The organism is Enterococcus plantarum (assembly GCF_001730295.1).
GTDB classification, from domain to species: Bacteria; Bacillota; Bacilli; order Lactobacillales; family Enterococcaceae; genus Enterococcus_L; species Enterococcus_L plantarum.
In genome coordinates this window covers 1-25,775 of record NZ_MIKA01000013.1, presented here as the reverse complement: position 1 = coordinate 25,775, position 25,775 = coordinate 1, and the positions used below count along the sequence as shown (strand labels likewise).

Genomic DNA, 25,775 nt, shown 5'->3' with positions numbered 1-25,775 from the left:
ATAATTTTCAAGGGTAGAGGAAAGGCGGGGAAGTCCATGAAAAAAAAGCAGACATATGCAGTAGTTGATCTTGAAACAACTGGGACCGATCCGTTGGTCGACCGGATTATTCAATTCGGCTGTGTATTGATCCAAGAAGGAAAAATCGTTTCCCGTTTTGCGACTGATATCAATCCTAATCAGGCGATCTCCAAACAGATTCAGCAACTTACTGGTATTAGTAATTCACGTGTGCAAAAAGCGCCATACTTTGAAGATATGGCACTAACGATTTATAATTTACTAGCAGATACAGTATTTGTTGCACATAATATTTATTTTGATTACTCCTTTTTAACACAGGAATTGCTTCGTTGCGGTACACCTAAATTAAAAATTCCTGGAATTGATACAGTGGAATTAGCTCAAATATTTTTACCAACAGAAAAAAGTTTTCGTTTAGGCGATTTATCTGAAAGTTTAGGGTTGATTCATGACAATCCTCATCAGGCAGACAGTGATGCACAGGTGACGGCCGAACTTTTGTTATTGATTGAAGCCAAGATGCGCCGCTTACCACTGATTACGATGGAAGCAATCGATCATTTGAGTCAGCAAACAGGCATGGATACAAGTGCTTATATCCATCATATATATGAAGAAATGAAACAGGATATTCAACCGCTAGCAAAAGAACAACACGTTGTGTCAGGCATTGCTTTGAGAAGAAAAGAAGTTCCGCTTTATGAAGAAAAGTTATATGGAAAATCAAGTTTCCCGCAAAAGAAAAAAGCAAAGGAAAAAGTTTTTGCAGATACAATCGGCTATCGTTCAGAGCAGAGCCGGATGATGAATTTAGTTTATGAACATTTTACGAATGATGAAAATAAAAATTTGTTTATTGAGGCTGCGACAGGAACAGGAAAAACATTAGGTTATTTATTTCCATTAAGCTATTTAGCTACACCAGATAACCCAGTTATTATCAGTACAGTATCGATTGTTTTGCAAAATCAATTAATGGAAAAAGATATTCCACTAGCAAACCAAATTTGTCCCAAGCCGATTCAAGCTGTAATCATTAAAAGTCATCGTCATTACATCGATTTACAACGATTTAAAGCTACGTTAAAAAATCCAATACAGCAAAAGCAATATGCGTTGTATCAAATGGGTGTTTTAGTATGGTTGGTGGAAACAGAAACGGGAGATCTTGATGAATTACAATTAACGAACTTTAACCATATCTTTTGGCGGGATGTTGCCCATCGAGGCATCGATTTTTTATCAGATCAAGATGCGTTGTATCAAGAAGATTTTGTGCGTTTTCTCTATAAAAAAATTAGACAAAGCAACGTATTGATTGTCAATCATGCATTTTTGGCACAGGAAACGCTCAGAGAATTGCCACTTTTACCGAAAAGTTCGTATTTGATTATTGATGAGGCTCATCATCTACCGGATATTGCAGGGAAGATTGCGAATCGTCAATTTAACTATGTTTCCTTTAAAAAGCAGGCAAGTCTTTATCTGGAAGAAGATCAGTTGTTTGATCAAGTCAACCAAATTTTCGAATCTGAAACACAAGAACAGCGTTTGTTGCGGATTTATTCTAAAGCATTAAATGATCTAGTGGAAGAATTTAGTGATTTATTTTACGAAATAAATCAGCTCTTTAACAAGGATCATTCATCTAATTTAGAAGCAATGTTGCTAACAAAGCCGATATTTGATCATTTATCACTTAGTGGTGAGACGTCGATTCAAAAGATAGAGATTCTCTTAACTGAAATGCAAGAAATTCAAAATAGGTTGAATCAGTCGATTGTGAATGCTTTGGAAAAATATACTGCTTCAGAGCGAATTATATTCGTTAGTTTGCTGCAATTCTTTGAACGGATTGAACGTTTAGCGGATTGTTTTGCTATTTATGTCAATGAATGGCATCCACGTTGGATCAAGGAATATAGCATCACACCACAAGGATACGGGCTGCTTGCATTAAATGATTTAGAGGCAAGTATATTGCCAGAGACGACTTGGTATGATCGTTATCAACGAATTTTATACACAGGTGGAACCTTGAAATTTGGGAATGATAAGAAGTATTTGCCTAATAAATTAGGATTAACAGATGTGTTGTTTAAAACGTTACCTGATCCTTATGATTATGAGCAAAATGCACGTTTGTATATTCCAACAGAAGCAATAGCAATCAGTCAGGCGAATGCTACAGAATTCTCAGCTTATATCGCATCCGTGATTCAAGAATTGTCACAAGAACATGACCGATCCATTTTGGTTTTATTCACGTCGCATGAGATTTTATCTAGTGTTTATTATCGTTTGCATCCTCAATTTTTAAATGAAGGAAGAGACCTTTTAGCCCAGAGAATTAGCGGTAGTCGGGAAAAAATTCTAAAACGTTTCGCGCATTCAAGAAATAGCGTCCTACTTGGAGCTGACAGTTTTTGGGAAGGTGTCGATTTACCTGGGGAAGCATTATCTCTGTTGATCGTGACACGTTTACCATTTGAAAATCCTAAACGACCGTTTGTCAAAGCACGTTATGACTATCTTGAAGAAAAAGGAATCAATCCCTTTACTCATGAGGCTTTGCCAAAAGCCGCGTTACGATTACGTCAAGCCTTAGGCCGCTTGATTCGTTCCGATGATGATAAAGGAGCTCTAGTTGTCCTAGATAGGCGTTTAGTAACAGCTAAGTATGGCAAGCGGATGGTAAAGGCTTTGCCAAAAGATTTGGTAGTGAAAGAAGAATCATTAACTGAAATAGCATCAGAGCTAAAAGAATTTTTAAATAAATAAATTTAGTTACTACCTATTAAATCAAACCGATTTTCTGCTATAATGGTAGCCAGTAAGTTTGGAAAGGGCGAGAAGAGTGCAAGAACAAGAAGAACTCAGAGAAGCGAGAAAAACCAAGATTTTAGTTGGTGTAATTGCGGTTTTATTAATGATTATTGTCCTAATCACTATTTTCTACATTCGCTCAACACAGCCAAGAACACAAGCGAAAAAAGAAGCGACAGAAATTGCTAAAGAATATGCAAACTTGGAGACAGTGGATCACTTTTATTGGTTTACCCGAAAAGATACGTACTTTAGTGTGACAGGTAAAGATAATAAAGGGGAAGAATTAGCTGTGATCATCCCGAAATCGGGGGACAAAGTGACTGTTTTAAATCAGAAAGATGGTGTTGACGAAGACCACATCCGCCAAATCGTTGAAACTGATTACAAAGAGAATAACATCCAAAAAGTCAGCTTAGGTCTGTATAAGGATAAACCAACGTGGGAAGTCGTTGCAAAAAACGATGACGGATCATTAAGTTATTATCTATTAACATTTGATAAAGCTGAAGAAATTATGATCATCAAAAATGTCTGACGAGACGTTTTAATGAAGAGCGTTAGCTAAAATCAAATAAACTTGAAGAATTAGCTGATGAATCAAGATAGACAGCGGTAGGAAATGAGCTCGATTGTTAGAATAGAATCCCTACCGTGCTCTAGAAAATGAAGGGAGCAATCATATGGACATATCAAAACGCGCACAAAAATTAGAACCCTCTGTTACGTTAGCAGCTGCTGCCAAAGCCAACGCATTAAAAGCAGAAGGAAAAGATGTTCTAAGTTTAACCGTAGGTGAGCCGGATTTTAGCACACCAAAAAACATTCAACAAGCAGCGATTCAAGCCATCGAAAGCGGAAAAGCAAGTTATTATACACCTTCTGCTGGGATCAAAGAATTGCGAGAAGCTGTTGTCGAACATATTGAAACTTACTATAACTTGAGTTATCAAGTCAAAAATGTAATCGTAACAGATGGTGCAAAATTTGCATTGTATCTTCTTTTTCAAGCGGTATTAAACCCAAATGATGAAGTCATCATTCCAGTGCCATATTGGGTAAGCTACGGCGAGCAAGTAAAATTAGCTGAAGGAGTACCTGTTTTTATCTCATGCGATCAGGAAAAAGAATTCAAAGTAACGGTGGAACAATTAGAAGAAGCTAAAACAGATAAAACGAAATTATTGATTTTAAATTCCCCTTCTAATCCAACGGGAATGATTTATTCTGAAGTAGAATTACGTAAAATAGGTGAGTGGGCTGTCCAAAATGATATTTTGATTGTATCAGATGATATCTATGGTAGACTCGTATATAACGGAGCCACTTTCACACCAATAGCAACATTATCCGAAGCAATCCAAAAACAAACAATCATTATCAATGGCGTTTCTAAAAGTTATGCGATGACAGGTTGGCGTATCGGTTATGCTGTCGGTGATGAAACGATCATCTCAGCAATGAATGATATCGCATCACAATCAACCAGTAATCCGACGGCTGTCAGTCAATACGCTGCGATTGAAGCATTGATCGGTGAACAAGATACAGTTGAAATCATGAGACAAGCATTTGAAGCACGTCTAAATGAGATTTATCCGTTGTTTGCAGCGTTACCTGGGTTTAAAATCGAAAAACCGAATGGTGCATTTTACTTATTTCCAAATATCAAAGATACCTTAACAATGTGCGGCTATACAGATGTTACGCAATGGGTAGATGATTTATTGACTGAAGCGCAAGTTGCACTAGTTACGGGTGCAGGATTTGGCGCACCTGAAAACGTTCGGATTAGTTATGCAACCGATTTAGATACATTAAAAGAAGCCGTTAAACGTATAAAAGCCTTTATCGAGAAAAAAGCAACAAACTAAACTACTTAATTCGGGATAGGTAAAAGAATAAATGAATGGAGAGACGATTGTGGAACAAATTCAAATTATTGATTCAAAAAATCATGTAGGGGAAACAGTAAAGATAGGGGCGTGGATTGCAAATAAACGTTCAAGCGGGAAAATTGCGTTTCTACAATTGCGTGATGGGACAGCTTATTTTCAAGGAATTGTAGTGAAAAGTGAAGTTTCAGAAGAAGTCTTCCAGTTAGCGAAAAGTCTAACGCAAGAAACCTCTGTTTGGATCACTGGTGAAATCAGAGAAGATAGCCGTTCAAAATTTGGCTACGAGATCGGAGTAACAGGAATCGAAGTCATTGGTGAAAGTCATGATTATCCGATCACACCCAAAGAGCATGGAACAGACTTTTTGATGGATCACCGTCATTTATGGTTGCGTTCATCTCGTCAGCATGCAATCATGCAAATCCGTAACGAAATCATTCGCGCGACATATGAATTTTTTAATAATCATAACTTTGTTAAAATCGACCCACCAATCCTAACTGCAAGTACAGCAGAAGGGACGACTGATTTATTTGAAACAAACTATTTTGATCAAAAAGCTTATCTATCTCAAAGTGGACAATTGTATATGGAAGCCGCAGCATTAGCTTTCGGGAAAGTATTCTCATTTGGACCAACATTTAGAGCTGAAAAATCAAAAACGCGTCGTCATTTGATTGAATTTTGGATGATCGAGCCTGAAATGGCGTTTATGCATCAAGAAGAAAGTTTAGAAGTACAAGAACAATACGTCGCATTTCTTGTTCAAAGCGTGCTAGACAATTGTGATCATGCCTTAGATGTTTTAGAACGTGATAGAGAAGTCTTGAAAAAATATACACAATTACCTTTCCCACGTATTTCATATGATGAAGCAGTGGAATTATTAAAGAAAAATGGGTTTGATGATATTGAATGGGGCGATGATTTTGGCTCGCCGCATGAAACGTTTATTGCCAACTCATTTGATCGACCAGTCTTCATTTTAAACTATCCAAAAGCAATCAAAGCTTTCTACATGAAACCACATCCTACTCGTGATGATGTTGTAATTTGTGCAGATATGATTGCACCAGAAGGGTATGGAGAAATCATTGGGGGTTCTGAAAGAGCAATTGATCATGATTATTTGTTAGAACAAATTCGTAACCATAATCTAGATGAAAAAGAATATTCTTGGTATTTAGATTTACGTCGTTACGGTTCGGTTCCACATTCAGGTTTCGGCCTAGGATTAGAACGTACGGTTACATGGTTAGCTGGAATTGAGCATGTTCGTGAAGCAAGCCCGTTCCCACGCTTGTTAAACCGTATTTACCCATAGCAATATAAAAAAATTAGTCATTGAAACTTGGTTTCAATGACTAATTTTTATTGAAACTGAAATTTTCAGTTAAATTGCAACAAGAAAAAAGAAAAAGTAAGGTAATATGTTTAGAATTCTATTGTTTTATGGTAGAATTGACACAAAGTACAATAAAGGAATGACTCGAATGGGAAACCCAACTCAAATTAAACGAAAACATTTTCGCTTTCCAGCCTTTGATGATGAATCAGGTGTGAAATTAGTTTCTGAAAATAAACGAACATTATTTCAAGATGAGCCGATGCTTACTAAAGCGGTGACACAGACAACCAATCAAGCACAAAGACAGCCAAGTGCGCCGGTAATAGATCCAATAACCGTTCAGCCAGTACTGCAAAAACAACCAACTCAAACAAATAATCAACATGTGTCTCATAGTGAAGAACAACTAGCAGAATTAGCACGTCACAAATCTAATCTGCCTAATTACATGATGGCACACAATAAACCAACATCACCAAAACAAAAAAATAATTTATTTGGCAATATGCCAAAAAGAAGTTCATATGGTTTCGGTTCACAGCAAACTTCTAACAAAAATAAAGCCGCGTTTTCAAAAGATTTTACCTATGATACCCGATCGTATTTTGTACCGAAATATATTCCAGCATCTGTTATTCCAGAGGAGAAAACACCCACTTTGACAGAGCAGGACTTAACCGAAGCAATGAAAAAAGATCAAAATTCTTATTTGCTTTTTGACGATGAACCAGCAGCTTTTCAAGTGAAAGGGAACGAAGATCCGACCGTTCAAAAATTCAATATTCCTAAAGGTTCACCAGAAATTCCGGTAACAAGACGCCAATACCAACAAATCAAACCAGACATGGAACGATTTGGCAAAGAAGAAGATATTAGTCATTCTTTACCACGCTCTCGAAAAGAATTAAAAACAGCTAAAGAAAATGCCAAAAGCCAAACGGCCTATGGACAAAAAGTGGCGGAAGCTGAACAGGACAAAAAACGTGGAATATTAGATAAGTCGTTAAGCGGTATAATTGAAGATTCAAGTATGGAACTAGAAAATAGCAAGTATTTTAAGTAAACATGATCTGAGACAAAACTCTATTTGGTTTTGTCTCAGCTTTTTACTGCAAATCAAGACGAACACACTAATATAGAGATACGCAACTATCAATACAAGGGAGTCTCTTTAACTCTTGTAAGAAGAGGCGCAGCTTTTTTTGGTTGATTATTTCACAATTTTGTATGATAATGGGTTCCGTATGATTGAAAAAGACCTAAAAAAGACGTTTTATATAGAGAATAAGAGAAGAGGATTAAAATGAGCAATCAAGAGAATAAATTACATCATTTTGTCGGGATCAAAGGATCAGGAATGAGTTCGTTGGCGCTTGTGTTATTTGAAAAAGGATACCAAGTACAAGGTTCTGATGTGGATGAATATTTTTTCACTCAACGTGATTTAGAAAAAGTTGGTATTACAATTTTACCATTCAATGCGGACAATATTGCAAGAGATATGATCGTTATTGCTGGAAATGCATTTCCAGATACACATGAAGAGTTGGTTCGTGCCAAAGAATTAGGTGCGGAAATCATTCGTTATCATGATTTTATAGGACGTTTTATCCAACCGTACACAAGTGTTGCTGTAACAGGTTCACATGGGAAAACAAGCACAACAGGTTTACTTTCTCATATTTTGACAGGGATCGCGCCAACAAGTTATTTGATCGGTGATGGGACAGGTCATGGTGACCCTGATGCTGAATTTTTCGCTTTTGAAGCTTGTGAATACCGCCGTCATTTCTTAGCGTATTCTCCGGATTATGCAATCATGACGAATATCGATTTTGACCATCCTGATTATTTTAAGAGTATAGAAGATGTATTTTCTGCATTTCAAACAATGGCAGATCAAGTCAAAAAAGGAATTTTTGCTTATGGTGATGATAAGTACTTACGCATGCTAAAAACAGATGTACCGGTCTATTATTATGGCTTAGCAGAGGACGATGATATTCAAGCTAAAAATATTAAACGGACAACACAAGGTTCTTCTTTTGATGTTTACCATAAAGACGATTTCGTTGGGCATTTTGTTTTACCTGCCTTTGGTCAACATAATATTATGAATGCGTTAGGTGTAATTGCTGTAGCGTATTTTGAAAAATTAGATATGGAAAAAGTAGCAGAAGAGATGCTAACATTTGAAGGGGTTAAACGCCGCTTTACAGAGAAAAAAGTATCTGACATGATCATAGTGGACGATTATGCTCATCACCCAACTGAGATTATTGCAACGATTGATGGGGCGCGTCAAAAATACCCAGATAAAGAAATTATTGCAGTATTTCAACCACACACGTTTACACGTACAATTGCATTGATGGACGAGTTTGCTGAAGCATTAGATTTGGCGGATGCTGTTTACCTTTGCGATATCTTTGGCTCTGCCAGAGAACAAAAAGGTGATGTTAAAATTGAGGACCTAGGAAATAAAATTCAAAAAGGTGGGCAAGTCATCAAAGAAGATAATGTATCTCCACTTTTAGATCATGAAGATGCTGTAATGGTCTTCATGGGTGCCGGTGATGTTCAAAAATTTGAACAAGCATACGAAACATTATTAAGTAATACAACAAGAAGCGTATTATAAAATAATTCTTTCTTAAAAAGCTATTGCTAAGAAGGGATTTCAACGAAGAGTTTCAGGATTTGTTGAAGCCCCTTCTTTTTAACTTGCCTTTTGTCGTCATTTTGGTACAATTATCTTATCATTAGTGGAGGTGTACTAATTTGAATATCGGAAAACCGAGAAAATTAGGCAAAACCATCGAAGATATTGAGGAAGGCGATTCGCTGTCTTTAACCGAATCCATTGAAGATAAAGAGTTACTTCTTTATTTGGGCTTAACAAACGATGCCAATCCTTTATATATCCAACATGATTATGCCCAAAAAACAGAATATGGCAAACCAATCGTTCCATCGATCATGCTGATGGGAATTATTACGAGTGCTATTTCAAAGCATTTACCAGGACCAGGATCTCATGTGGTCAATTTTTCGGTGAATTTTGTAGAGCCAGTATTTCATTATGAAACGTTGACATTCAAGTTCGAAGTGATCAAAGTGGATAAGATGAAAGACGTTGTAACGATTTCGATTGAAGTCGTAAATGAGGAAGAAGATCGGGTACTTGATGCGGTTGTAATGGTGCAGCCACCTCAAGTGACAATAACAGATTTAGAAGAGAAAGAAGGAGAAATAAATGAATAATGGAGCAGTAGCCAATGTTGGCTTGAATAAATTTTATTCGAAGATTTATGCGTTTTTAGCGATGGGAATCGGCGTTAGTGCTTTAGTTTCTTATCTGATTTTAAATGTATTTCCAATGGTTCTGGTAACATTGTTGAATTCAACAGCGTTGTTTTTTGGCTTATGGATCGTCCAAATTGGGCTAGTACTATTTCTAGGAGTTCGAGCACAAAAGAATCCTAGTTTAGCGGTCGGTGGATTTTTAGTTTATTCTGTTTTAAATGGTGTAACAATATCTGCGACACTGCTACTATATGCGCAAGCAACAGTTGTGAGTGCATTTGTTAGTGCGGCAGCAACATTCGGTGCAATGTCACTAGTTGGTATGTTTACGAAAAAAGACTTATCTGCAATGGGTCACGCAGCGTATAGTGCGTTGTTCGGAATTATCATTGCAATGGTGATTAATTTCTTTTTCCTACGCAGTAGCGCAGTTTCATTTTTCATCTCAATTTTGATGGTGTTGATTTTTGCAGGAATTACAGCGTATGACAATCAAAGAATTCGTCAAGTTTACAATGAGACTGGTGGACAAGCAGGTACAGGTATTGCTGTATTTTTCGCATTACAGTTATATCTTGATTTCATTAACTTGTTCTTAGCATTCTTACGTATTTTTGGTAAAAATAATTAATTCGTCGATTGACTTGAAAACACCCAGATAAATCTGGGTGTTTTTTTGTATGTGAATACTCTTTTTAGTACATTTTTATGCGTAATATTCCTATTTAATTGCATAAAAAAACTTTATTAAGTTAAAAAGTGATATAAAATACATTGACTATCTTCACTTGTTGTTTTATACTTTTATAAAATTGGATAAATAAATTTTTTTAAAGTAAGTTGATCATGTACGGGAAGGTGTTATTAATGAAAGAGTATGAAGTTACACCAAAGGGATTTAAGTTCTATGGGACACATGTTGGGATCAAGAAAAAAAGAAAAGATTTTGGGTTGATCGTAGCAGATAACGTCTGTCACGCTGCGGCCGTTTTTACAAAAAATACATTTTGTGGAGAGTGTATTTCCATCGGCAAAGAACACGTGAAAAATGCTGAATTACAAGCAGTCGTCGTCACAAGTGGTATTGCGAATGTTGCGACTGGTAAAATAGGCAGAGAAAATGAATATAAAATTTTAGATAAACTATCAAAGCAGTTCACAATCAAAAAAGAAAATATCTTACCTTCTTCTACAGGTGTAATTGGACCACAGCTTCCTATTGATAGTATTGAGAATTTTTTAGATGCGGAGTCAATTGATTTACAGGAAAATTATGAAGATTTCGCACATGCGATTTTAACTACGGATCAACGAATCAAGGTACGTAGCTTGTCGGTTGGCGATGCAACGATTTTAGGGATCGTCAAAGGTTCAGGTATGATTGAACCGAACATGGCAACGATGTTGGCATATATTTTAACAGATGCAAAAGTAGCAAAACAAGAGATTTATCCTATGTTGAAAATAGCGGTTGATCAATCATTTAACACCATCAGTATCGATACAGATACAAGTACAAGTGACACAGTAGCCTTTTTAGCCAGTGGTCATCATGAAGTCGAAAATACGGAAATGCAAAGTGCCTTGAATCAAATCTGTAAGGAATTAGCGTTAGATATAGTAAAAGATGCTGAAGGCGCAACGAAGACGATGTTTGTCACTGTCAAAAATGCAGAAAATAAAGAGCAAGCCAAGAATGCTGGAAAATCGATTATCAACTCTCCTTTAGTAAAAACCGCGTTATTTGGCCATGATCCTAATTGGGGACGTATTGCAATGGCACTTGGTAAAACAGAAGGATTAGTTTTTGATCAGAATAATGTAGAAATCTATTATGGCCATTATCCAATTTTCTCAAAGAATAATGAAGAGAAACAAAATATAAATAAGATTGCTGAGTACATTAAACAAAATGAAGATATTTATTTAACAATTGATTTGCATCAAGGGAAGGAAACAGTTGAAGTGATTGGTTGTGATTTAAGTTATGAGTATGTCAAAATAAATAGTGATTATTCAACTTGAGTTCCTCCTTTCGGAAGTAAGGCTTTTCAAAAGAGAATAGAAATGTTTGAACTCCCCACCTTGATTCTAAAAATAAAAGTTTCTTTCTCCTCTTTTATTTTGCGAATGTATGTTCTATAATAAGAACATGATAGGTGGGATCGAACATGCAGAACACGCAAAGAATCGCAGTCCGCAGATTAGTGGAATTTATTTTGCGCAGAGGGAGTATCAACGCTAGGCATACAAGTGAACATACAGCGCTGGAAGGAGCAAAGATCCATCGGAAGCTTCAAAAAACAGCCGGAGAGAAGTATCAAAAAGAGATCAAACTTGCTATAAACATAGAATTAAACGAACAAACATACATAATTGAAGGTCGTGCAGATGGAATTTTTATTGATGATAAAAAACGAACTGTAATTGACGAAATCAAAACCTCGGAACCAGCTTTTTCGGAGTTGTTGCAAGAGCAAATAGATATGTATTGGTATCAAGTGATGTGCTATGGACATATTTATTGTCAACAAGAAGACTTGGCTGAAATCACGTTACAGTTGACCTATTACCAAACGACAACCGAAGAAATTACTCGACAAGAACAAACATTGACGAAAGAAGAGCTCAAAGGATTCTTTGATGAGTTAACACAGAAATACGAACAGTGGCTGATTTTTAAAGCGAATTGGCGCAATATTCGGAATCGATCTTTGCAACAATTGCCTTTTCCTTATGGCGATTACCGAACTGGTCAAAGGGAATTAGCTGTTGCTGCTTATAAAACGATACTAAGTGATCAAAAACTATTTGTAGAAGCACCAACTGGAACAGGTAAAACGATTTCGACATTATTTCCCACCCTAAAAGCAATCGGTGAAGAACATGCAGAAAGAGCTTTCTATTTAACGGCCAAAACAATCACTCGTCAAGTCGCGGAAGATGCAGTAGAAGCAATGAAACAAAAAGATATGCAGTTAAAAAGTGTCACGTTAACAGCTAAAGATAAAATCTGTTTTTTAACAGAACAAAATTGTACACCAGAAGCTTGCCCTTTTGCAAATGGGTATTATGATCGTTTGAATGAAGGGTTGTGGGATTTATTAAACAACGAAAATCAATTTACACGTGAAACCATTGAAAGATATGCGCGCAAGCACACTTTATGTCCATTCGAATTGTCATTAGATGTCAGTTTGTGGTGTGATTTAGTGATCTGTGATTATAATTATTTATTTGATCCAGTTGTTTATTTAAGACGCTTTTTTGATGAGCAGACCGAAGTAAAAGAAAATATCTTTTTGGTAGATGAGGTTCATAATTTAGTTAATCGTTCTAGGGAAATGTATTCAGCCGTTTTGTCTAAAAGTAAGCTACTATCACTGAAGCAGATACTGGGAAAAAAGCAGACTAAATTGATCCGAGCATTGAATAAAGTTGAAAAAGAATTTGAAAAAATCAAGCAAGTCTGCGATGAAGAAGGAAAAGAGTTTTTACACCAGAATGCGCCGATTGACTCTCTTGTAAAAGCTGCTTATGGACTAGCTGAAAAAATCAAAGAATGGCTCCCCGAAAATCAAGAGCATGTTGAGCTAAATCAAATCTTGTCCATTTATTTTGAGTTGCTGAATTATACGAAAATCAGTGAGGGGTACGATGATCATTATTGTACATATGTGAATTGTCAAAATTATGATATCCTCGTCAAGCAATTTTGTATCGATCCAAGCTATCTCTTGCAGCAAAAGTTAGACAAAGGAAAGGCCAGTATTTTATTTTCAGCAAGTTTAACCCCATTAGATTACTATCAGGAAATTTTAGGGGGAGGAGAGGAGAGTTTACGTTATCGAATTCCTAGCCCTTTCCCAAAAGAAAATCAATTATTAGTGATTGAGAAGTACATCCAAACGACCTATAAAGAACGTGAAAAGAGCTATGAAAAAATCATCGAAAGTTTGACGAACATGATTGAGCAAAAGCAAGGCAATTACTTCGTTTTCTTTCCGTCCTATTCCTATATGGATATCATTTATGAGCAGTTCCGAGAAAGAAATCCCCACATTAAAACAAAGATTCAAGCGAGTATGATGAATGAAGCAGAACGAGAAGCCTTTTTAGGGGACTTTGTTCTAGAACCAACAGAAACAGTCGTTGGCTTCTGTGTTCTAGGTGGTATTTTTTCAGAAGGAATCGATTTAAAAGGCAATCGCTTGATCGGCACGGCAATCGTTGGTGTTGGTTTGCCGCAAATCAATCATGAACAAGAATTGGTCAAAGGTTATTATGATCAGCAGAAAAATCAAGGCTTTCAATTTGCGTATCAAATTCCTGGAATGAATAAAGTATTGCAGGCAGCAGGGAGAGTTATTAGAGATACAGAGGATAAAGGCGTCGTATTACTTTTAGATCAACGTTTTTCAACAGCTGCTGTTCAACGATTTTTTCCTCCTCATTGGAATCAGGTTCAAATATCTAGTTCCCATGAGCAGACCAAGCATCTTATACAGCAGTTTTGGGATTTAAATTAAGCAGAAGATAATAGGAAAAAAGCTCTCTTACTGGTATACTAAAAAAGAGTTGAGTTGTAAAATTTACTCTTTGTTTTTTATTAAGTATAATGACTATAAAAAAAGCCGAAGGTCTAATTATCGGCTCTTTTTTGAGCAAAAATCCACCAAAATATCTGAATAAAATGATTATAGGGAGACTAAAGTATGAAAACAATCCTAGTATTACATACAGGTGGCACGATTTCGATGTCAAAGGAGGTAGATGGCAATGTCACGACAAACAATAGGAATCCGCTTCTCAATCAAGAAGAATTAGTAGCAGGGAAAGTAAATTTAGTTGTAGAAGCCATTTTTAATATTCCTTCACCTCATATGACCTTAGAAAGGATGTTGGAATTAAAAGAGCGAATCCAAAAAGCATACACAGAAAATATCGATGGAGTCGTGATCACGCATGGCACAGATACATTAGAGGAAACAGCCTATTTTTTAGATATTACGCTTGAAAACGAAATTCCTGTTGTCCTAACAGGCGCTATGCGTTCAAGCAACGAAATTGGGACAGATGGTTTATACAATTTTATTAGTGCAGTTTGGACAGCATGTTCAGATGAATCTTTTGGTAAAGGTGTGCTTGTTGTGATGAATGATGAAATTCATACCGCTCGTTATGTCACGAAAACCCATACTACAAATGTTGCAACGTTTCGAACACCGACATTTGGTCCAATTGGTATGATTGCGAAAGAACGAACTTTTTTTGCTAGTGAAGTACGCCCGCAAGAAGTCTGCGATATCCAAAGTGTGACGGGCGAAGTATACGTGATCAAAGCCTATGCTGGAATGGACGGTAGTTTATTTGATTTAGTGGATAATGATCGGACAGACGGTATTGTGATAGAAGCTTTAGGTGCGGGGAATCTTCCGCCAGAGACATTACCATCATTAGAGAGACTCTTGGCTAGGAATATCCCTATTGTTTTAGTTTCTCGCTGTTCGAATGGAATTGCTGAAGATATTTACGACTATGAAGGCGGCGGTGTTAATTTAAAGAAAATGGGTATTATTTTTTCTAGAGGATTAAACGGACCAAAAGCTCGAATTCGCTTGATCGTTGGCTTAAATAGCGGGAAAGATCAACAGGCGTTAGATGATTTTTTGAGTGAATAAAACAAAAAGCATAACAAGCTTAGAAACAAATTGTTTCAGCTAGTTATGCTTTTCAATTAACGGAAATTCGTAAACTGTAATTCTACAGGTAAATCTAAATTTCGAAGCAATGTAATCACTTTTTGTAAATCATCACGACTTTTCCCGGTGACTCTGATTTGATCTTCTTGAATTTGTGATTTGACTTTGATACCAGAATTTTTGATTGCGACATTGATTTTTTTAGCATTATCACGATCGATCCCGCTAATTAAATCACCATACTGACGTGCAGAACCACCAAGTGCTTTTTCACTTTCTGAGAAATGGATGTTTTTTATCGGAACTGCTCTTTTAACTAGCTTACTAAACAAGACATCTTTTACTTGTTCAATTTTATAGTCGTCTTCTGCGACTACCATTAACTTGTTATTTTCTAATTTTATATCAGCAATCGAACCTTTGAAGTCAAAACGATTTTTGATTTCTTTCAGTGCGATTTGGATCGCGTTTTTGACTTCTTCTATATTCATTTCAGATGTTACATCGAAACTTGCTTCTTTTGCGGCCATTGGGTGATCTCCTCTCATTATTTCTTACTTTATAGTACCATTAAATAGGGAAGAAACAAGTCTAAAATACTTTTTTAAGACAAAGTTCTGTTCTAGAAAAAGAAACGATGGAATTGAGAGTGAGTGAGACTAAAATAATCCTCATTTTTATCGTTTTTTCTTTTCTTTTTTTTGGCAAACTGTTATTCTAATTCGTGGGAATTTATCTATTAAAGTAAGTACCCTATCTATTAATGTAGATTGAGGTTTTTCATATAAGGAGGCGGTTTTGGGATGAGTAAATGGGTTATTTCATATAAACAAAGTGAGACGTTGAAAAAGTTCGCTGTTATTTTTGTGACTGGGATATTAGTAGGAATCAGTTTGAATTTCTTTTTGATTCCAGCAAAAGTTTTTTCTGCTGGTATGAATGGTGTTGCGCAAATCATCGCAACTTTATTGTACACACATCTTGGAATTACTATAGATACAGGTCTATTTATTTTGTTATTAAATATTCCGATTTTTGTTTTAGGGTTTATGAGGCTTGGGAAAGAATCAACAATTTACAGTTTTCTAAATGTCGCATGGGTTTCATTAACGACTATTTTGATCCCAATCGAAGTGATTACTACCAATCCATTGATGAATGCCATTGCAGGTGGCGTACTGATTGGCATCGGTGCAGGTTTATCTCTTAAAATGGGGTTTACAACTGGAGGAATGGATGTTATTTCATTAGTTCTATCGAAGACGACTGGGAAAACAGTTGGTAATTATATGTTTATGTTGAACGGTATCATTGTGGCGATAGCTGGTTTTGTTTTTGATTGGGAAAGTGCATTATATACGATTATTTCAATTTATTGTATGACCCAAGTTGTTGACACGATCCATACGAGCCACCAAAAAGTTACCGCAATGATCGTAACCGTTCAGCCTGAGGTTGTGACTCAAGCGATTTCAAAACAAATGATTCGTGGGATGACGTTACTACCATCAATGGGCGGTTATTCTGGTGTCGAAGGACGGATGATCATGATGGTGATTACGCGTTACGAACTTTATGATTTGGAGCAAATCGTTTATGAAGTGGATGAGAATGCTTTTATGAATATTATTCCTACCAATTCTGTTTTAGGACGCTTTGCCAATGAAGATGAACAACGAATTTTTAAAAGTACTGGCAGTTTCCCGGAAATGAAGAAACACAAAACAAAACAAAAATAGAATCGCTTTTTCAAGTTCCTCAAAAATTCCGGAATCAATCGGCGTTTTTGAGGAACGTTTTTCTTTTTTTAAAAGGCAATAGTTTGTCTGATAAATTTCCCAGACATTGACACTTTTTCTCTATCAAATAACTAGCTTCCCAGAACCTCTTCAATCTATTGATAGCGGATTCATACGATGGTATAACTAACTTGTAAAACAAATGAATAGAAGGAGGGTGTTTCACTAGTGATGGAGAAGGTGCAACGATTTGGAGGCGCAATGTTCACCCCAGTCTTATTATTTTCATTTTCGGGAATAATGGTAGCGCTTGCGATTATTTTTAAAAATCCAATGATTGTTGGAAATATCGCAAATGAGGGAACGGTTTGGTATGGTGTCTGGTCTGTTTTAGAAAGCGGTGCGTGGACAGTATTCAATCAAATGGAATTATTATTTGTTATTGGGTTACCAATCGGACTTGCCAAAAAAGCCAATGCTCGAGCAGCAATGGAAGCTTTTGTGATTTATCTGACCTGTAATTACTTTATTAGTAGTATGCTAGAATATTTCGGTCCATTCTTTGGTGTCGATTTTGCCCAAGAAGCTGGTGGCGATAGCGGGATGAAACTGATTGCTGGCATCAAAACATTGGATACAGGTATTATTGGTGCCATTTTTATTTCAGCAATCGTAGTTTGGCTGCATAATCGCTACTTTGATACTAAGTTACCAGATTTTTTAGGTATTTTCCAAGGGTCATCGTTGATTGCGATTTTAGGATTTTTCGCGATGTTGCCGATCGCGTTTCTAATCTGTCTCGTATGGCCAAAAATTCAAATGGGTATCGGCTCCATGCAAACTTTCTTAGCGAGTGCTGGTACGTTCGGTGTTTGGTTGTATACATTTTTAGAAAGAATCTTGATCCCTACTGGGTTACATCATTTCATCTACACACCATTTGTGTATGGTCCTGCGGTGGTTGAGAACGGTATTACAAAATATTGGATGGCTCATCTTAATGAGTATGCACAAACGACAACGCCGATTAAACAGCTATTTCCACAGGGAGGCTTTGCTTTACATGGAAATTCAAAAATTTTTGCTTCACCAGGAATAGCAGCAGCGTTTTATTTTACTGCAAAGCCTGATAAGCGAAAAAAAGTATTAGCGATCTTGATTCCAGTAACATTAACAGCTGTTTTAGCAGGTATTACTGAACCGTTGGAGTTTACGTTCCTATTTGTGGCACCGCCGTTATTTGTTTTACATGCAGTTTTAGCAGCAACGATGGCAGCAACGATGTACTTCTTCGGTGTGGTAGGAGATATGGGCGGTGGTTTCATTGATTTATTGGCAAAAAACTGGATTCCGTTATTTGCCAATCACAAAGGGATGATTTTTACCCAGTTGATTATCGGGTTATCCTTCACGTTGATTTATTTTGTCGTTTTTAGAGCCTTGATTTTGAAATTTAATTTTGCGACTCCTGGAAGAGAGGAAGATCAGGAAGTTAAATTGTATAGTAAAAAGGATTATAAGGAAGCAAAAAAAGCTGGCACTTTAGGTGACGTTGCAATTGCAGGAGCGAATCAATACACAGATCAAGCAGCTGTCTACTTAGAAGCTTTTGGCGGTAGTGATAATATCGAAAAAGTAACAAATTGTGCAACACGTTTGCGGATCACTGTGAAAGATGAAGGAATTGTGTTGCCTGATGGCGCCTTTAAAGAAGGCGGGGCACATGGTGTGGTCAGAAATGGAACTGCTTTTCAAGTCATTGTCGGTTTGGATGTGCCACAGGTCAGAGAGCAATTTGAGAACTTATTAGCATTAGGAAATGAACATCAAATAAATGATTAAACATGAAGGAGCTGGACAAAAAATGAAAAAATTTTCAATCGTAATTGCAGGTGGAGGAAGTACTTTTACCCCAGGAATCGTTTTAATGTTATTAGATAATTTAGAGAAATTTCCGATTCGACAAATCAAATTTTATGACAATAATCCAGAAAGACAAAAACAAATTGCTGATGCTTGCGAAATCATCATCAAAGAGCAAGCGCCAGACATAGATTTTCTGGCAACAACCGATCCAAAAACTGCATTTAGTGATGTTGATTTTGTAATGGCGCATATTCGTGTCGGTTTATATGCGATGCGAGAAAAAGATGAGAAAATCCCTTTGAAATATGGGGTGATTGGACAAGAAACATGTGGACCAGGAGGGATTGCTTATGGCATGCGTTCTATTGGCGGTGTATTAGAATTGATCGATTATATGGAAAAATACTCTCCAGATGCGTGGATGTTGAACTACTCAAATCCAGCAGCAATCGTGGCTGAAGCTACGCGGAAGTTACGTCCTACTACTAAAATTATCAATATTTGTGATATGCCGGTTGGGATTGAAGAGCGGATGGCAAAAACTGTTGGGTTAAGTTCTAGAAAAGAAATGGTGGTTCGATATTATGGGTTGAATCACTTTGGTTGGTGGACAGACATCAGAGATAAAGAAGGCAATGATTTAATGCCAAAAATCAAGGAGCATGTGAGAGATTACGGATATTCTTTGAAAGAAGAAATCGAAGAATCACAACATACAGACGCTAGTTGGATGCATACGTTTGCTAAAGCAAAAGAAGTCTTTGCAGTTGATCCAACAACACTACCAAATACGTATCTGAAATATTATTTTTATCCTCAAGATGAAGTAGCTCATGCAAATCCAGAATATACCCGAGCAAATGAAGTAATGGCTGGACGTGAAAAGCATGTCTTTGGAGAATGTAATCGTATTACTAAAGTAGGAACAGCGAAAGGAACGACATTGGAAGTAGACGAGCATGCATCTTATATTGTGGATTTAGCAAGAGCAATTGCCTATAACACTCACGAAAGAATGTTATTGATCGTAGAGAACCAAGGAGCTGTTGTCAATTTTGATGAAACAGCAATGGTAGAAGTTCCATGTATTGTAGGCAGTAACGGACCAGAACCGGTCGTTCAAGGAAAAATTCCTCGTTTTCAAAAAGGACTCATGGAGCAACAAGTGGCTGTCGAAAAATTAGTTGTTGAGGCTTGGACAGAAGGATCGTATCAAAAATTATGGCAAGCCTTAATGTTATCTAGAATTGTGCCAAATGCTCGAATTGCCCAAGAAATACTAGATGATTTAGTGGAAGCGAATAAAGAATTTTGGCCTAAATTGTCGTGATCACCTTTCAGAATAGTTTTCCTTAGTAGATTCCCTTAGTATCGTTTTGAATTTTCATCCTTTATACTAAGGGAAGAATACGAAGGAAAAGAGGGATCAGTTATGGATTTAGAAACATTGATGCAAAAACATCAAAAACAATTAAGTGAAATGGATTGGACTATTTTAGGGTATATTTTGGAAAATGAACAAGATCTTATGCACCTGAGCATTATTGAGTTAGGTGAAAAAGTCCATAGTTCTAAGTCTTCGATATTACGTTTAACAAAAAAATTAGGATTTTCTGGTTATTCAGAGTTTAAATATTTTATGCGGCAATCCAAGCAACATACTATTGCCACAACTGGAACAGATTTAATCGCTCTACAAACAAAAGATATTGAAAATACAGTCAAGTTGGCGCAGCAGACAGATTTTACGTTACTAAGTAAAGCAATTCAAAAAGCCAATACTGTTTATTGTTACGCAACAGGTTATTCACAAAGAAAAGTAATTGAAGAATTTTCAAAGATGTTGATGATTTGTGATAAGCGCTCAATTATAATCCCTGTTAAAACAGAACTGGATATTAGCATGTCAATGATCACAAAAGAAGATATTGTGTTGTTTGTTTCTTTAAGTGGTGAGACGGATGATGTCAAACAAAATATTTTATCGTTAAATGCAAGAAAAATCCCAGTGGTAGCAATCACGACGTTTTCACATAATTTTTTTGCAGAACATGCACAATATGCTTATTTTTATTATTCAACCCCGTTCACTGTTTCAGGGAAAGAACACATTGCTCAGTCATTAGTTGGATTGAGTGTATTGGTGGATTTGATTTTTAGAAAATATGTGACATATTTGAATAAAGAATTTGAGGAGGGGATGTAATGGCATTGTTTCTGCAACCAACTAAAATGAGGCAGCTATTATGTGGATACTGGTTGCTCGTTCCGTTATTATTTGGTGCATATCTTTTCACTTTAGCAACAGTTAAAAATGTTCCAGTGGGGATGATTTTTACGAGTATACCAAGTTTGACTTTAGCGAGCATTGTAGTGTTGTTGATGATTTTTCAGTTGTATGGCCTGTACATCATTGGTCATTCAAGTGAAAGTCGGCATTCTTTATTGGGGAGTTATTTAATAGTCAATACCATTCAGCAATTATTATCCTTTAATATTCCTGGATTCGTTATATGTTTGCTTTTTTATCGAAGTTTACACAATGAGAAAGAAAGATCAATAGTGCCGAAACAAATTAAATGGACCATCTATGGTTTAATGAGCTTTATTTCTTTCATGACATTGATAATTCTTTGGCTTCAATTATCGTTATAATGTTACGAATAATGTGAGTGTAGCAGCTTAGCTGATACACTCTTTTTTATACAAAAAGCAGTAAGTGTCTACAGTTTTGTGAAAGTCTGGACAAAAGTTTTCTGAAAAAGTCAATTTTAGTAGAAAAGTACTAAAAAGTCTGCTAAAATATAACTGTTGATTAAGGATATCCTTAACAAATAAAGTTTTTTTAAAACTTAGGAGGAATTTTATTATGCCATTAGTATCAGGAACAGAATTTCTTAAAGCAGCTCGCAAAGGCGGCTACGGTGTCGGAGGATTTAACACAAACAACCTAGAATGGACAAAAGCGATTCTTGAAGCTGCAGAAGCTAAAAAAGCGCCAGTTTTGATCCAAACTTCTATGGGTGCGGCTAAATACATGGGCGGATACCAAGTATGTTACGATTTAGTAAAAGACTTAATCGATTCAATGGGTATTACTGTACCAGTAGCTCTTCACTTAGATCACGGTGAGTATGAAGATGCATTAGAATGTATCGAAATCGGCTACACATCAGTTATGTTTGATGGTTCACACTTACCATTCGAAGAAAACATCGAAAAAGCAAAAGATGTTGTTGCAAAAGCACACGCTAAGGGTGTTTCTGTAGAATGTGAAGTTGGTTCAATCGGCGGCGAAGAAGACGGAATCATTGGTTCTGGCGAATTAGCTGACGTACAAGAATGTGTACAAATGGTTGCTACAGGTATTGATTACCTAGCATGCGGAATCGGTAACATCCACGGTTCATACCCAGACAACTGGACTGGTTTAGCATTTGACCACTTACAAGAAATCGCTGACGCTGTTGGTGACATTCCATTAGTATTACATGGTGGATCAGGTATTCCTTTAGAGCAAGTTCAAAAAGCAATTTCTATGGGCGTTTCTAAAATCAACGTGAATACTGAGTGTCAAGAAGTATTTGCTGCAGCAACTCGTAAATACATTGAAGAAGGCAAAGATCTTGAAGGTAAAGGCTTTGACCCTCGTAAATTATTAGCACCAGGCACAAAAGCTGTTACTGAATTAGTAGAGCAACGTATTGAATGGTTCGGTTCTGCTAACAAAGCATAATGAATTAAAAAAAGAAATAACAGCATTGCTGTTGTTTCTTTTTTTTGTTTTGGAAAATAATCGTCTAAATCTCATGTTTTGCTCGAAAATATTCGAAAAATACATTAAAATCGAGTAAATCAATGAAAATAACGAAAAGCGAATCACTGTTGCCTTTTTTATTGTCCTTTAATGTGTTAGAATAGTTTGGGTATATTACAAAAAAATAAAACTATTTGTTTTACATAGATAGGTGAGAATAATAAATGAAAAAAATCGTAATCAATGGCAATCGTCCATTAACAGGAGAAGTATGTATCAGCGGCGCAAAAAACAGTGCAGTGGCATTGATTCCCGCAGCTATCTTAGCTGATTCACCAGTAACATTAGATGGTGTACCTGATATTCAAGATGTTCATTCTTTAATTGAAATATTAGAAATTATGGGTGCTAAAACAACCTTTACAGATAATACACTAGTGATCGATCCAACAGAAATCGTTTCTGTTCCCATGCCTAAAGGCAAAATCAATAGTCTTCGTGCGTCCTATTACTTTATGGGTTCATTACTTGGAAAGTTTGGTGAAGGGGTGGTTGGCCTTCCAGGAGGCTGTTACCTTGGACCACGTCCAATCGATCTTCATATCAAAGGATTTGAAGCACTTGGAGCTCAAGTGACAAATGAACATGGTGCCATGTATTTAAGAACAGAAGACGGACTTCATGGAACGAGAATCTTTATGGATATGGTTTCAATCGGAGCAACGATCAATGTGATGTTAGCGGCTGTTAAAGCAGAAGGCAAGACAATTATTGAGAATGCTGCACGTGAACCGGAAATTATCGATGTTGCAACATTATTGAACAACATGGGGGCAAACATCCGTGGTGCTGGAACAGATATCATTAGAATCGAAGGTGTCGAAAAATTACATGGTTGCCGCCATTCCATCATTCCTGATCGAATCGAAGCGGGTACTTACCTAGCGTTGGCTGCTGCGATGGGTGAAGGAATCAAAGTTCGTAATGTGATTTATGAACATCTAGAAAGTTTTATTGCGAAATTGCAAGAAATGGGTGTTAAAATGACGATCGAAGAAGATATGATCGAAGTCCACCCATCTCATGATTTAAAAATGACTACAGTCAAAACATATCCTTATCCAGGTTTTGCAACTGATTTACAACAACCAATTACACCTTTGATGTTAAAAGCTAAAGGAACAGGTGAAGTTATTGACAGTATTTATGCGCAACGCACGAAGCATATTCCAGAATTAGTGCGTATGGGAGCAGATGCATCGATAGAAGGTAATATGATCGTGCTCAATGGCCCTACACAATTACATGGAGCAGAAGTTGTCGCGTCAGATCTTAGAGCCGGTGCTTGTTTAGTAATCGCTGGATTAATGGCAACAGGTACAACAACGATTTACAATGTAGAGTATATTTTGCGTGGCTATGATCATATTATCGAAAAATTAACAGCACTTGGTGCTGATATCCAAATGATTGAGACTGAGGAAGAAAACGAGGTGGCTAAATGAGTGACTATTTAACAATGGCGGAACTTGAAAATAGTACATTAAAAGATATCTATTCTTATGCTAAAGAATTCAAGATCCCTTATTATAGTCAAATGAATAAAAAAGAGTTATCTTTAGCTGTTATTAGAGCACAAGCTGAGAAACAAGGTTTTTTCTTTATGGAAGGAATTTTAGATATTGTCTCTCAAGATGGCTATGGTTTTTTACGCCCAATCAATTATGGACCTAGTGCAGAAGATATTTATATCTCATCTTCTCAAATACGTCGATTTGGCTTACGTAATGGGGACAAAGTTGCAGGAAAAGCTCGTCCGCCTAAAGAATCAGAACGTTATTATGGCTTGATGCATGTTGAAAGTGTCAACGGGAAAGATCCAGAAGAAGCAAAAGAGCGGCCGCATTTCCCAGCATTAACACCGCTTTACCCCGAAAAACAAATCAAATTAGAAACAACTCCTGGTAGACTATCGACGCGTATGATCGACATTTTTTCTCCTGTTGGATTTGGTCAACGTGGATTGATCGTTGCACCTCCAAAAGCAGGTAAAACAAGCGTGTTAAAAGAAATTGCTAATGGTATCTCGGAAAATTATCCAGATGTAGAATTAATCTTATTATTGATCGATGAACGACCTGAAGAAGTGACCGACTTAGAACGTAGTATCAAAGGTGATGTTGTCTCTTCGACATTTGATCAGCAACCACAAAATCATACTCGTGTTTCTGAACTAGTTTTGGAACGAGCGATGCGCTTGGTGGAAGATAAACGAGATGTGGTTATTTTGATGGATAGTATTACCCGTTTAGCTCGTGCCTATAACTTGGTGATCCCAGCTAGCGGTCGTACATTGAGTGGAGGGATTGACCCTGCTGCTTTTTATAAACCTAAGCGTTTCTTTGGTGCTGCTAGAAATATTGAAGAGGGCGGAAGTTTGACGATTCTTGCCACTGCTTTAGTAGATACGGGAAGTCGGATGGACGATGTTATTTTTGAAGAATTTAAAGGAACAGGGAATATGGAACTACATCTCTCTCGTGATTTGGCAGATCGTCGTATTTTCCCTGCAATTGACATCAAAAAATCAGGTACACGAAAAGAAGACTTATTAATGTCAGCGGAGCAGTTAGAAGAGACATGGAAACTGCGTAATCATATGACAGGTGATTCTTTAGAATACACAGAACAATTCGTTAAATTTTTACGTAAAACGAAAAACAATCAGAAATTCTTCGAAGAATTTCATGATGTTTCTTTCGATCGACAAGCAAAAAAAAATATTAAAAGATAATTGCATCGATAAACAAATCATGCTATTATAGTACTGTTGTATACCGACAAATAAACTCTGATGCAGCAAATGGATCAGGGCAAAGGAGCGAAAAGACTATGAAACAAGATATCCATCCAGAATATCACCCAGTTATTTTTATGGACTCAACTACAGGTTTTAAATTTTTATCAGGTTCTACTAAGCACTCTGATGAAACAGCTGAGTGGGAAGACGGAAATACTTATCCAGTAATCCGTGTCGAAGTTACATCTGACTCTCATCCATTCTATACTGGACGTCAAAAATTTACACAAGCAGACGGACGTGTGGACCGTTTCAACAAAAAGTATGGTATCAAAGATGCCAACGCCAACCCAGAAGGTTAATTCAAACTGCAATAGTTATAAGACTCAGCTCATTTATGAGCTGGGGCTTATTTTTTTGTGTGTTCTGAAAACCACCTGCTATGCGGGTGGTTCCATAGAGCTTCCAGCGAGGTAATAAAAAAGCCCCCTAAAATGTTAAACTGATAT

At 36.7% G+C, this 25,775-nt stretch carries 21 protein-coding genes; 20 read left to right on the top strand and 1 reads right to left on the bottom strand.

The window, feature by feature from the left end:
* The first annotated feature begins 36 nt into the window (after positions 1-36).
* The 11 genes from BCR22_RS07005 to BCR22_RS06955 all read left to right on the top strand — a co-directional run bounded on the left by BCR22_RS07005 (position 37) and on the right by BCR22_RS06955 (position 15,083).
* Complete coding sequence (locus BCR22_RS07005) at positions 37-2,805, top strand: helicase C-terminal domain-containing protein (RefSeq protein WP_069654234.1); 2,769 nt, start codon at positions 37-39, stop codon at positions 2,803-2,805.
* 76 nt (positions 2,806-2,881) lie between these two features.
* On the top strand, positions 2,882-3,388 hold the full coding sequence (locus tag BCR22_RS07000; RefSeq protein WP_069654233.1) for a cell wall elongation regulator TseB-like domain-containing protein: 507 nt from the start codon (positions 2,882-2,884) through the stop codon (positions 3,386-3,388).
* Between the two features lie 145 nt (positions 3,389-3,533).
* Positions 3,534-4,724, top strand: a complete 1,191-nt coding sequence (locus BCR22_RS06995; protein WP_069654232.1) for a pyridoxal phosphate-dependent aminotransferase — start codon at positions 3,534-3,536, stop codon at positions 4,722-4,724.
* A 49-nt stretch (positions 4,725-4,773) separates the two neighbouring features.
* Complete coding sequence (gene asnS / locus BCR22_RS06990; protein ID WP_069654231.1) at positions 4,774-6,072, top strand: asparagine--tRNA ligase; 1,299 nt, start codon at positions 4,774-4,776, stop codon at positions 6,070-6,072.
* Between the two features lie 160 nt (positions 6,073-6,232).
* Positions 6,233-7,159 carry a hypothetical protein gene (locus BCR22_RS06985; protein WP_167351513.1) on the top strand — a complete coding sequence of 309 codons (927 nt, stop codon included), beginning with the start codon at positions 6,233-6,235 and terminating at the stop codon, positions 7,157-7,159.
* A 240-nt stretch (positions 7,160-7,399) separates the two neighbouring features.
* The gene (gene murC / locus BCR22_RS06980; protein WP_069654229.1) at positions 7,400-8,737 is read left to right on the top strand and encodes a UDP-N-acetylmuramate--L-alanine ligase; all 1,338 of its coding nucleotides are present in this window, start codon (positions 7,400-7,402) and stop codon (positions 8,735-8,737) included.
* 140 nt (positions 8,738-8,877) lie between these two features.
* On the top strand, positions 8,878-9,360 hold the full coding sequence (locus BCR22_RS06975) for a MaoC family dehydratase (RefSeq protein ID WP_069654228.1): 483 nt from the start codon (positions 8,878-8,880) through the stop codon (positions 9,358-9,360).
* Positions 9,353-10,033, top strand: coding sequence for a Bax inhibitor-1/YccA family protein (locus BCR22_RS06970; protein ID WP_069654227.1), 681 nt, complete (start codon positions 9,353-9,355; stop codon positions 10,031-10,033). Before BCR22_RS06975 ends, BCR22_RS06970 begins: the two co-directional genes overlap by 8 nt.
* Before the next feature lie 236 nt (positions 10,034-10,269).
* Complete coding sequence (gene argJ / locus BCR22_RS06965) at positions 10,270-11,427, top strand: bifunctional glutamate N-acetyltransferase/amino-acid acetyltransferase ArgJ (protein WP_069654226.1); 1,158 nt, start codon at positions 10,270-10,272, stop codon at positions 11,425-11,427.
* Between the two features lie 146 nt (positions 11,428-11,573).
* Positions 11,574-13,931, top strand: coding sequence for an ATP-dependent DNA helicase (locus BCR22_RS06960; RefSeq protein WP_069654225.1), 2,358 nt, complete (start codon positions 11,574-11,576; stop codon positions 13,929-13,931).
* Positions 13,932-14,117: 186 nt separating this feature from the next.
* A complete protein-coding gene (locus tag BCR22_RS06955; protein WP_069654224.1) occupies positions 14,118-15,083 on the top strand; it encodes an asparaginase in 966 nt (321 codons plus the stop codon).
* 56 nt (positions 15,084-15,139) lie between these two features.
* On the opposite strand, the gene BCR22_RS06950 is transcribed toward BCR22_RS06955, so the two are convergent.
* Positions 15,140-15,634, bottom strand: coding sequence for a YajQ family cyclic di-GMP-binding protein (locus BCR22_RS06950; protein ID WP_069654223.1), 495 nt, complete (start codon positions 15,632-15,634; stop codon positions 15,140-15,142).
* A 273-nt stretch (positions 15,635-15,907) separates the two neighbouring features.
* On the opposite strand from BCR22_RS06950, the gene BCR22_RS06945 reads away from it, so the two are divergent.
* From BCR22_RS06945 to BCR22_RS06905, 9 genes are all read left to right on the top strand, one after another.
* The gene (locus BCR22_RS06945; protein ID WP_069654222.1) at positions 15,908-16,843 is read left to right on the top strand and encodes a YitT family protein; all 936 of its coding nucleotides are present in this window, start codon (positions 15,908-15,910) and stop codon (positions 16,841-16,843) included.
* Positions 16,844-17,071: 228 nt separating this feature from the next.
* Positions 17,072-18,685: an alpha-glucoside-specific PTS transporter subunit IIBC gene (locus BCR22_RS06940; RefSeq protein ID WP_069654221.1), complete on the top strand. Its 1,614-nt coding sequence runs from the start codon at positions 17,072-17,074 to the stop codon at positions 18,683-18,685.
* A gap of 22 nt (positions 18,686-18,707) precedes the next feature.
* The gene (locus BCR22_RS06935; protein WP_069654263.1) at positions 18,708-20,039 is read left to right on the top strand and encodes a 6-phospho-alpha-glucosidase; all 1,332 of its coding nucleotides are present in this window, start codon (positions 18,708-18,710) and stop codon (positions 20,037-20,039) included.
* Positions 20,040-20,141: 102 nt separating this feature from the next.
* The gene (locus BCR22_RS06930; protein WP_069654220.1) at positions 20,142-20,915 is read left to right on the top strand and encodes a MurR/RpiR family transcriptional regulator; all 774 of its coding nucleotides are present in this window, start codon (positions 20,142-20,144) and stop codon (positions 20,913-20,915) included.
* On the top strand, positions 20,915-21,364 hold the full coding sequence (locus BCR22_RS06925; protein WP_069654219.1) for a hypothetical protein: 450 nt from the start codon (positions 20,915-20,917) through the stop codon (positions 21,362-21,364). The genes BCR22_RS06930 and BCR22_RS06925 overlap by 1 nt, the downstream gene beginning before the upstream one ends.
* 214 nt (positions 21,365-21,578) lie before the next feature.
* Positions 21,579-22,445 (top strand): class II fructose-bisphosphate aldolase, encoded by an 867-nt coding sequence (locus BCR22_RS06920; RefSeq protein WP_010760933.1) that lies wholly within the window; start codon positions 21,579-21,581, stop codon positions 22,443-22,445.
* A 245-nt stretch (positions 22,446-22,690) separates the two neighbouring features.
* Positions 22,691-23,971, top strand: a complete 1,281-nt coding sequence (locus BCR22_RS06915; RefSeq protein ID WP_069654218.1) for a UDP-N-acetylglucosamine 1-carboxyvinyltransferase — start codon at positions 22,691-22,693, stop codon at positions 23,969-23,971.
* A complete protein-coding gene (rho, locus tag BCR22_RS06910) occupies positions 23,968-25,260 on the top strand; it encodes a transcription termination factor Rho (protein WP_069654217.1) in 1,293 nt (430 codons plus the stop codon). The genes BCR22_RS06915 and rho overlap by 4 nt, the downstream gene beginning before the upstream one ends.
* Before the next feature lie 98 nt (positions 25,261-25,358).
* Positions 25,359-25,628, top strand: coding sequence for a type B 50S ribosomal protein L31 (locus BCR22_RS06905; RefSeq protein WP_069654216.1), 270 nt, complete (start codon positions 25,359-25,361; stop codon positions 25,626-25,628).
* Positions 25,629-25,775 lie beyond the last annotated feature (147 nt).

Coding starts and splice junctions, on each gene's coding strand:
- BCR22_RS06930 (WP_069654220.1), top strand. CDS start 20,142: ATGGATTTAGAAACATTGATGCAAAAACATCAAAAACAATTAAGTGAA.
- BCR22_RS06995 (WP_069654232.1), top strand. CDS start 3,534: ATGGACATATCAAAACGCGCACAAAAATTAGAACCCTCTGTTACGTTA.
- BCR22_RS06960 (WP_069654225.1), top strand. CDS start 11,574: ATGCAGAACACGCAAAGAATCGCAGTCCGCAGATTAGTGGAATTTATT.
- BCR22_RS07005 (WP_069654234.1), top strand. CDS start 37: ATGAAAAAAAAGCAGACATATGCAGTAGTTGATCTTGAAACAACTGGG.
- BCR22_RS06915 (WP_069654218.1), top strand. CDS start 22,691: ATGAAAAAAATCGTAATCAATGGCAATCGTCCATTAACAGGAGAAGTA.
- rho (WP_069654217.1), top strand. CDS start 23,968: ATGAGTGACTATTTAACAATGGCGGAACTTGAAAATAGTACATTAAAA.
- BCR22_RS06985 (WP_167351513.1), top strand. CDS start 6,233: ATGACTCGAATGGGAAACCCAACTCAAATTAAACGAAAACATTTTCGC.
- BCR22_RS06945 (WP_069654222.1), top strand. CDS start 15,908: ATGAGTAAATGGGTTATTTCATATAAACAAAGTGAGACGTTGAAAAAG.
- murC (WP_069654229.1), top strand. CDS start 7,400: ATGAGCAATCAAGAGAATAAATTACATCATTTTGTCGGGATCAAAGGA.
- BCR22_RS06955 (WP_069654224.1), top strand. CDS start 14,118: ATGAAAACAATCCTAGTATTACATACAGGTGGCACGATTTCGATGTCA.
- BCR22_RS06920 (WP_010760933.1), top strand. CDS start 21,579: ATGCCATTAGTATCAGGAACAGAATTTCTTAAAGCAGCTCGCAAAGGC.
- BCR22_RS06905 (WP_069654216.1), top strand. CDS start 25,359: ATGAAACAAGATATCCATCCAGAATATCACCCAGTTATTTTTATGGAC.
- BCR22_RS06970 (WP_069654227.1), top strand. CDS start 9,353: ATGAATAATGGAGCAGTAGCCAATGTTGGCTTGAATAAATTTTATTCG.
- BCR22_RS06925 (WP_069654219.1), top strand. CDS start 20,915: ATGGCATTGTTTCTGCAACCAACTAAAATGAGGCAGCTATTATGTGGA.
- argJ (WP_069654226.1), top strand. CDS start 10,270: ATGAAAGAGTATGAAGTTACACCAAAGGGATTTAAGTTCTATGGGACA.
- BCR22_RS06935 (WP_069654263.1), top strand. CDS start 18,708: ATGAAAAAATTTTCAATCGTAATTGCAGGTGGAGGAAGTACTTTTACC.
- BCR22_RS06950 (WP_069654223.1), bottom strand. CDS start 15,634: ATGGCCGCAAAAGAAGCAAGTTTCGATGTAACATCTGAAATGAATATA.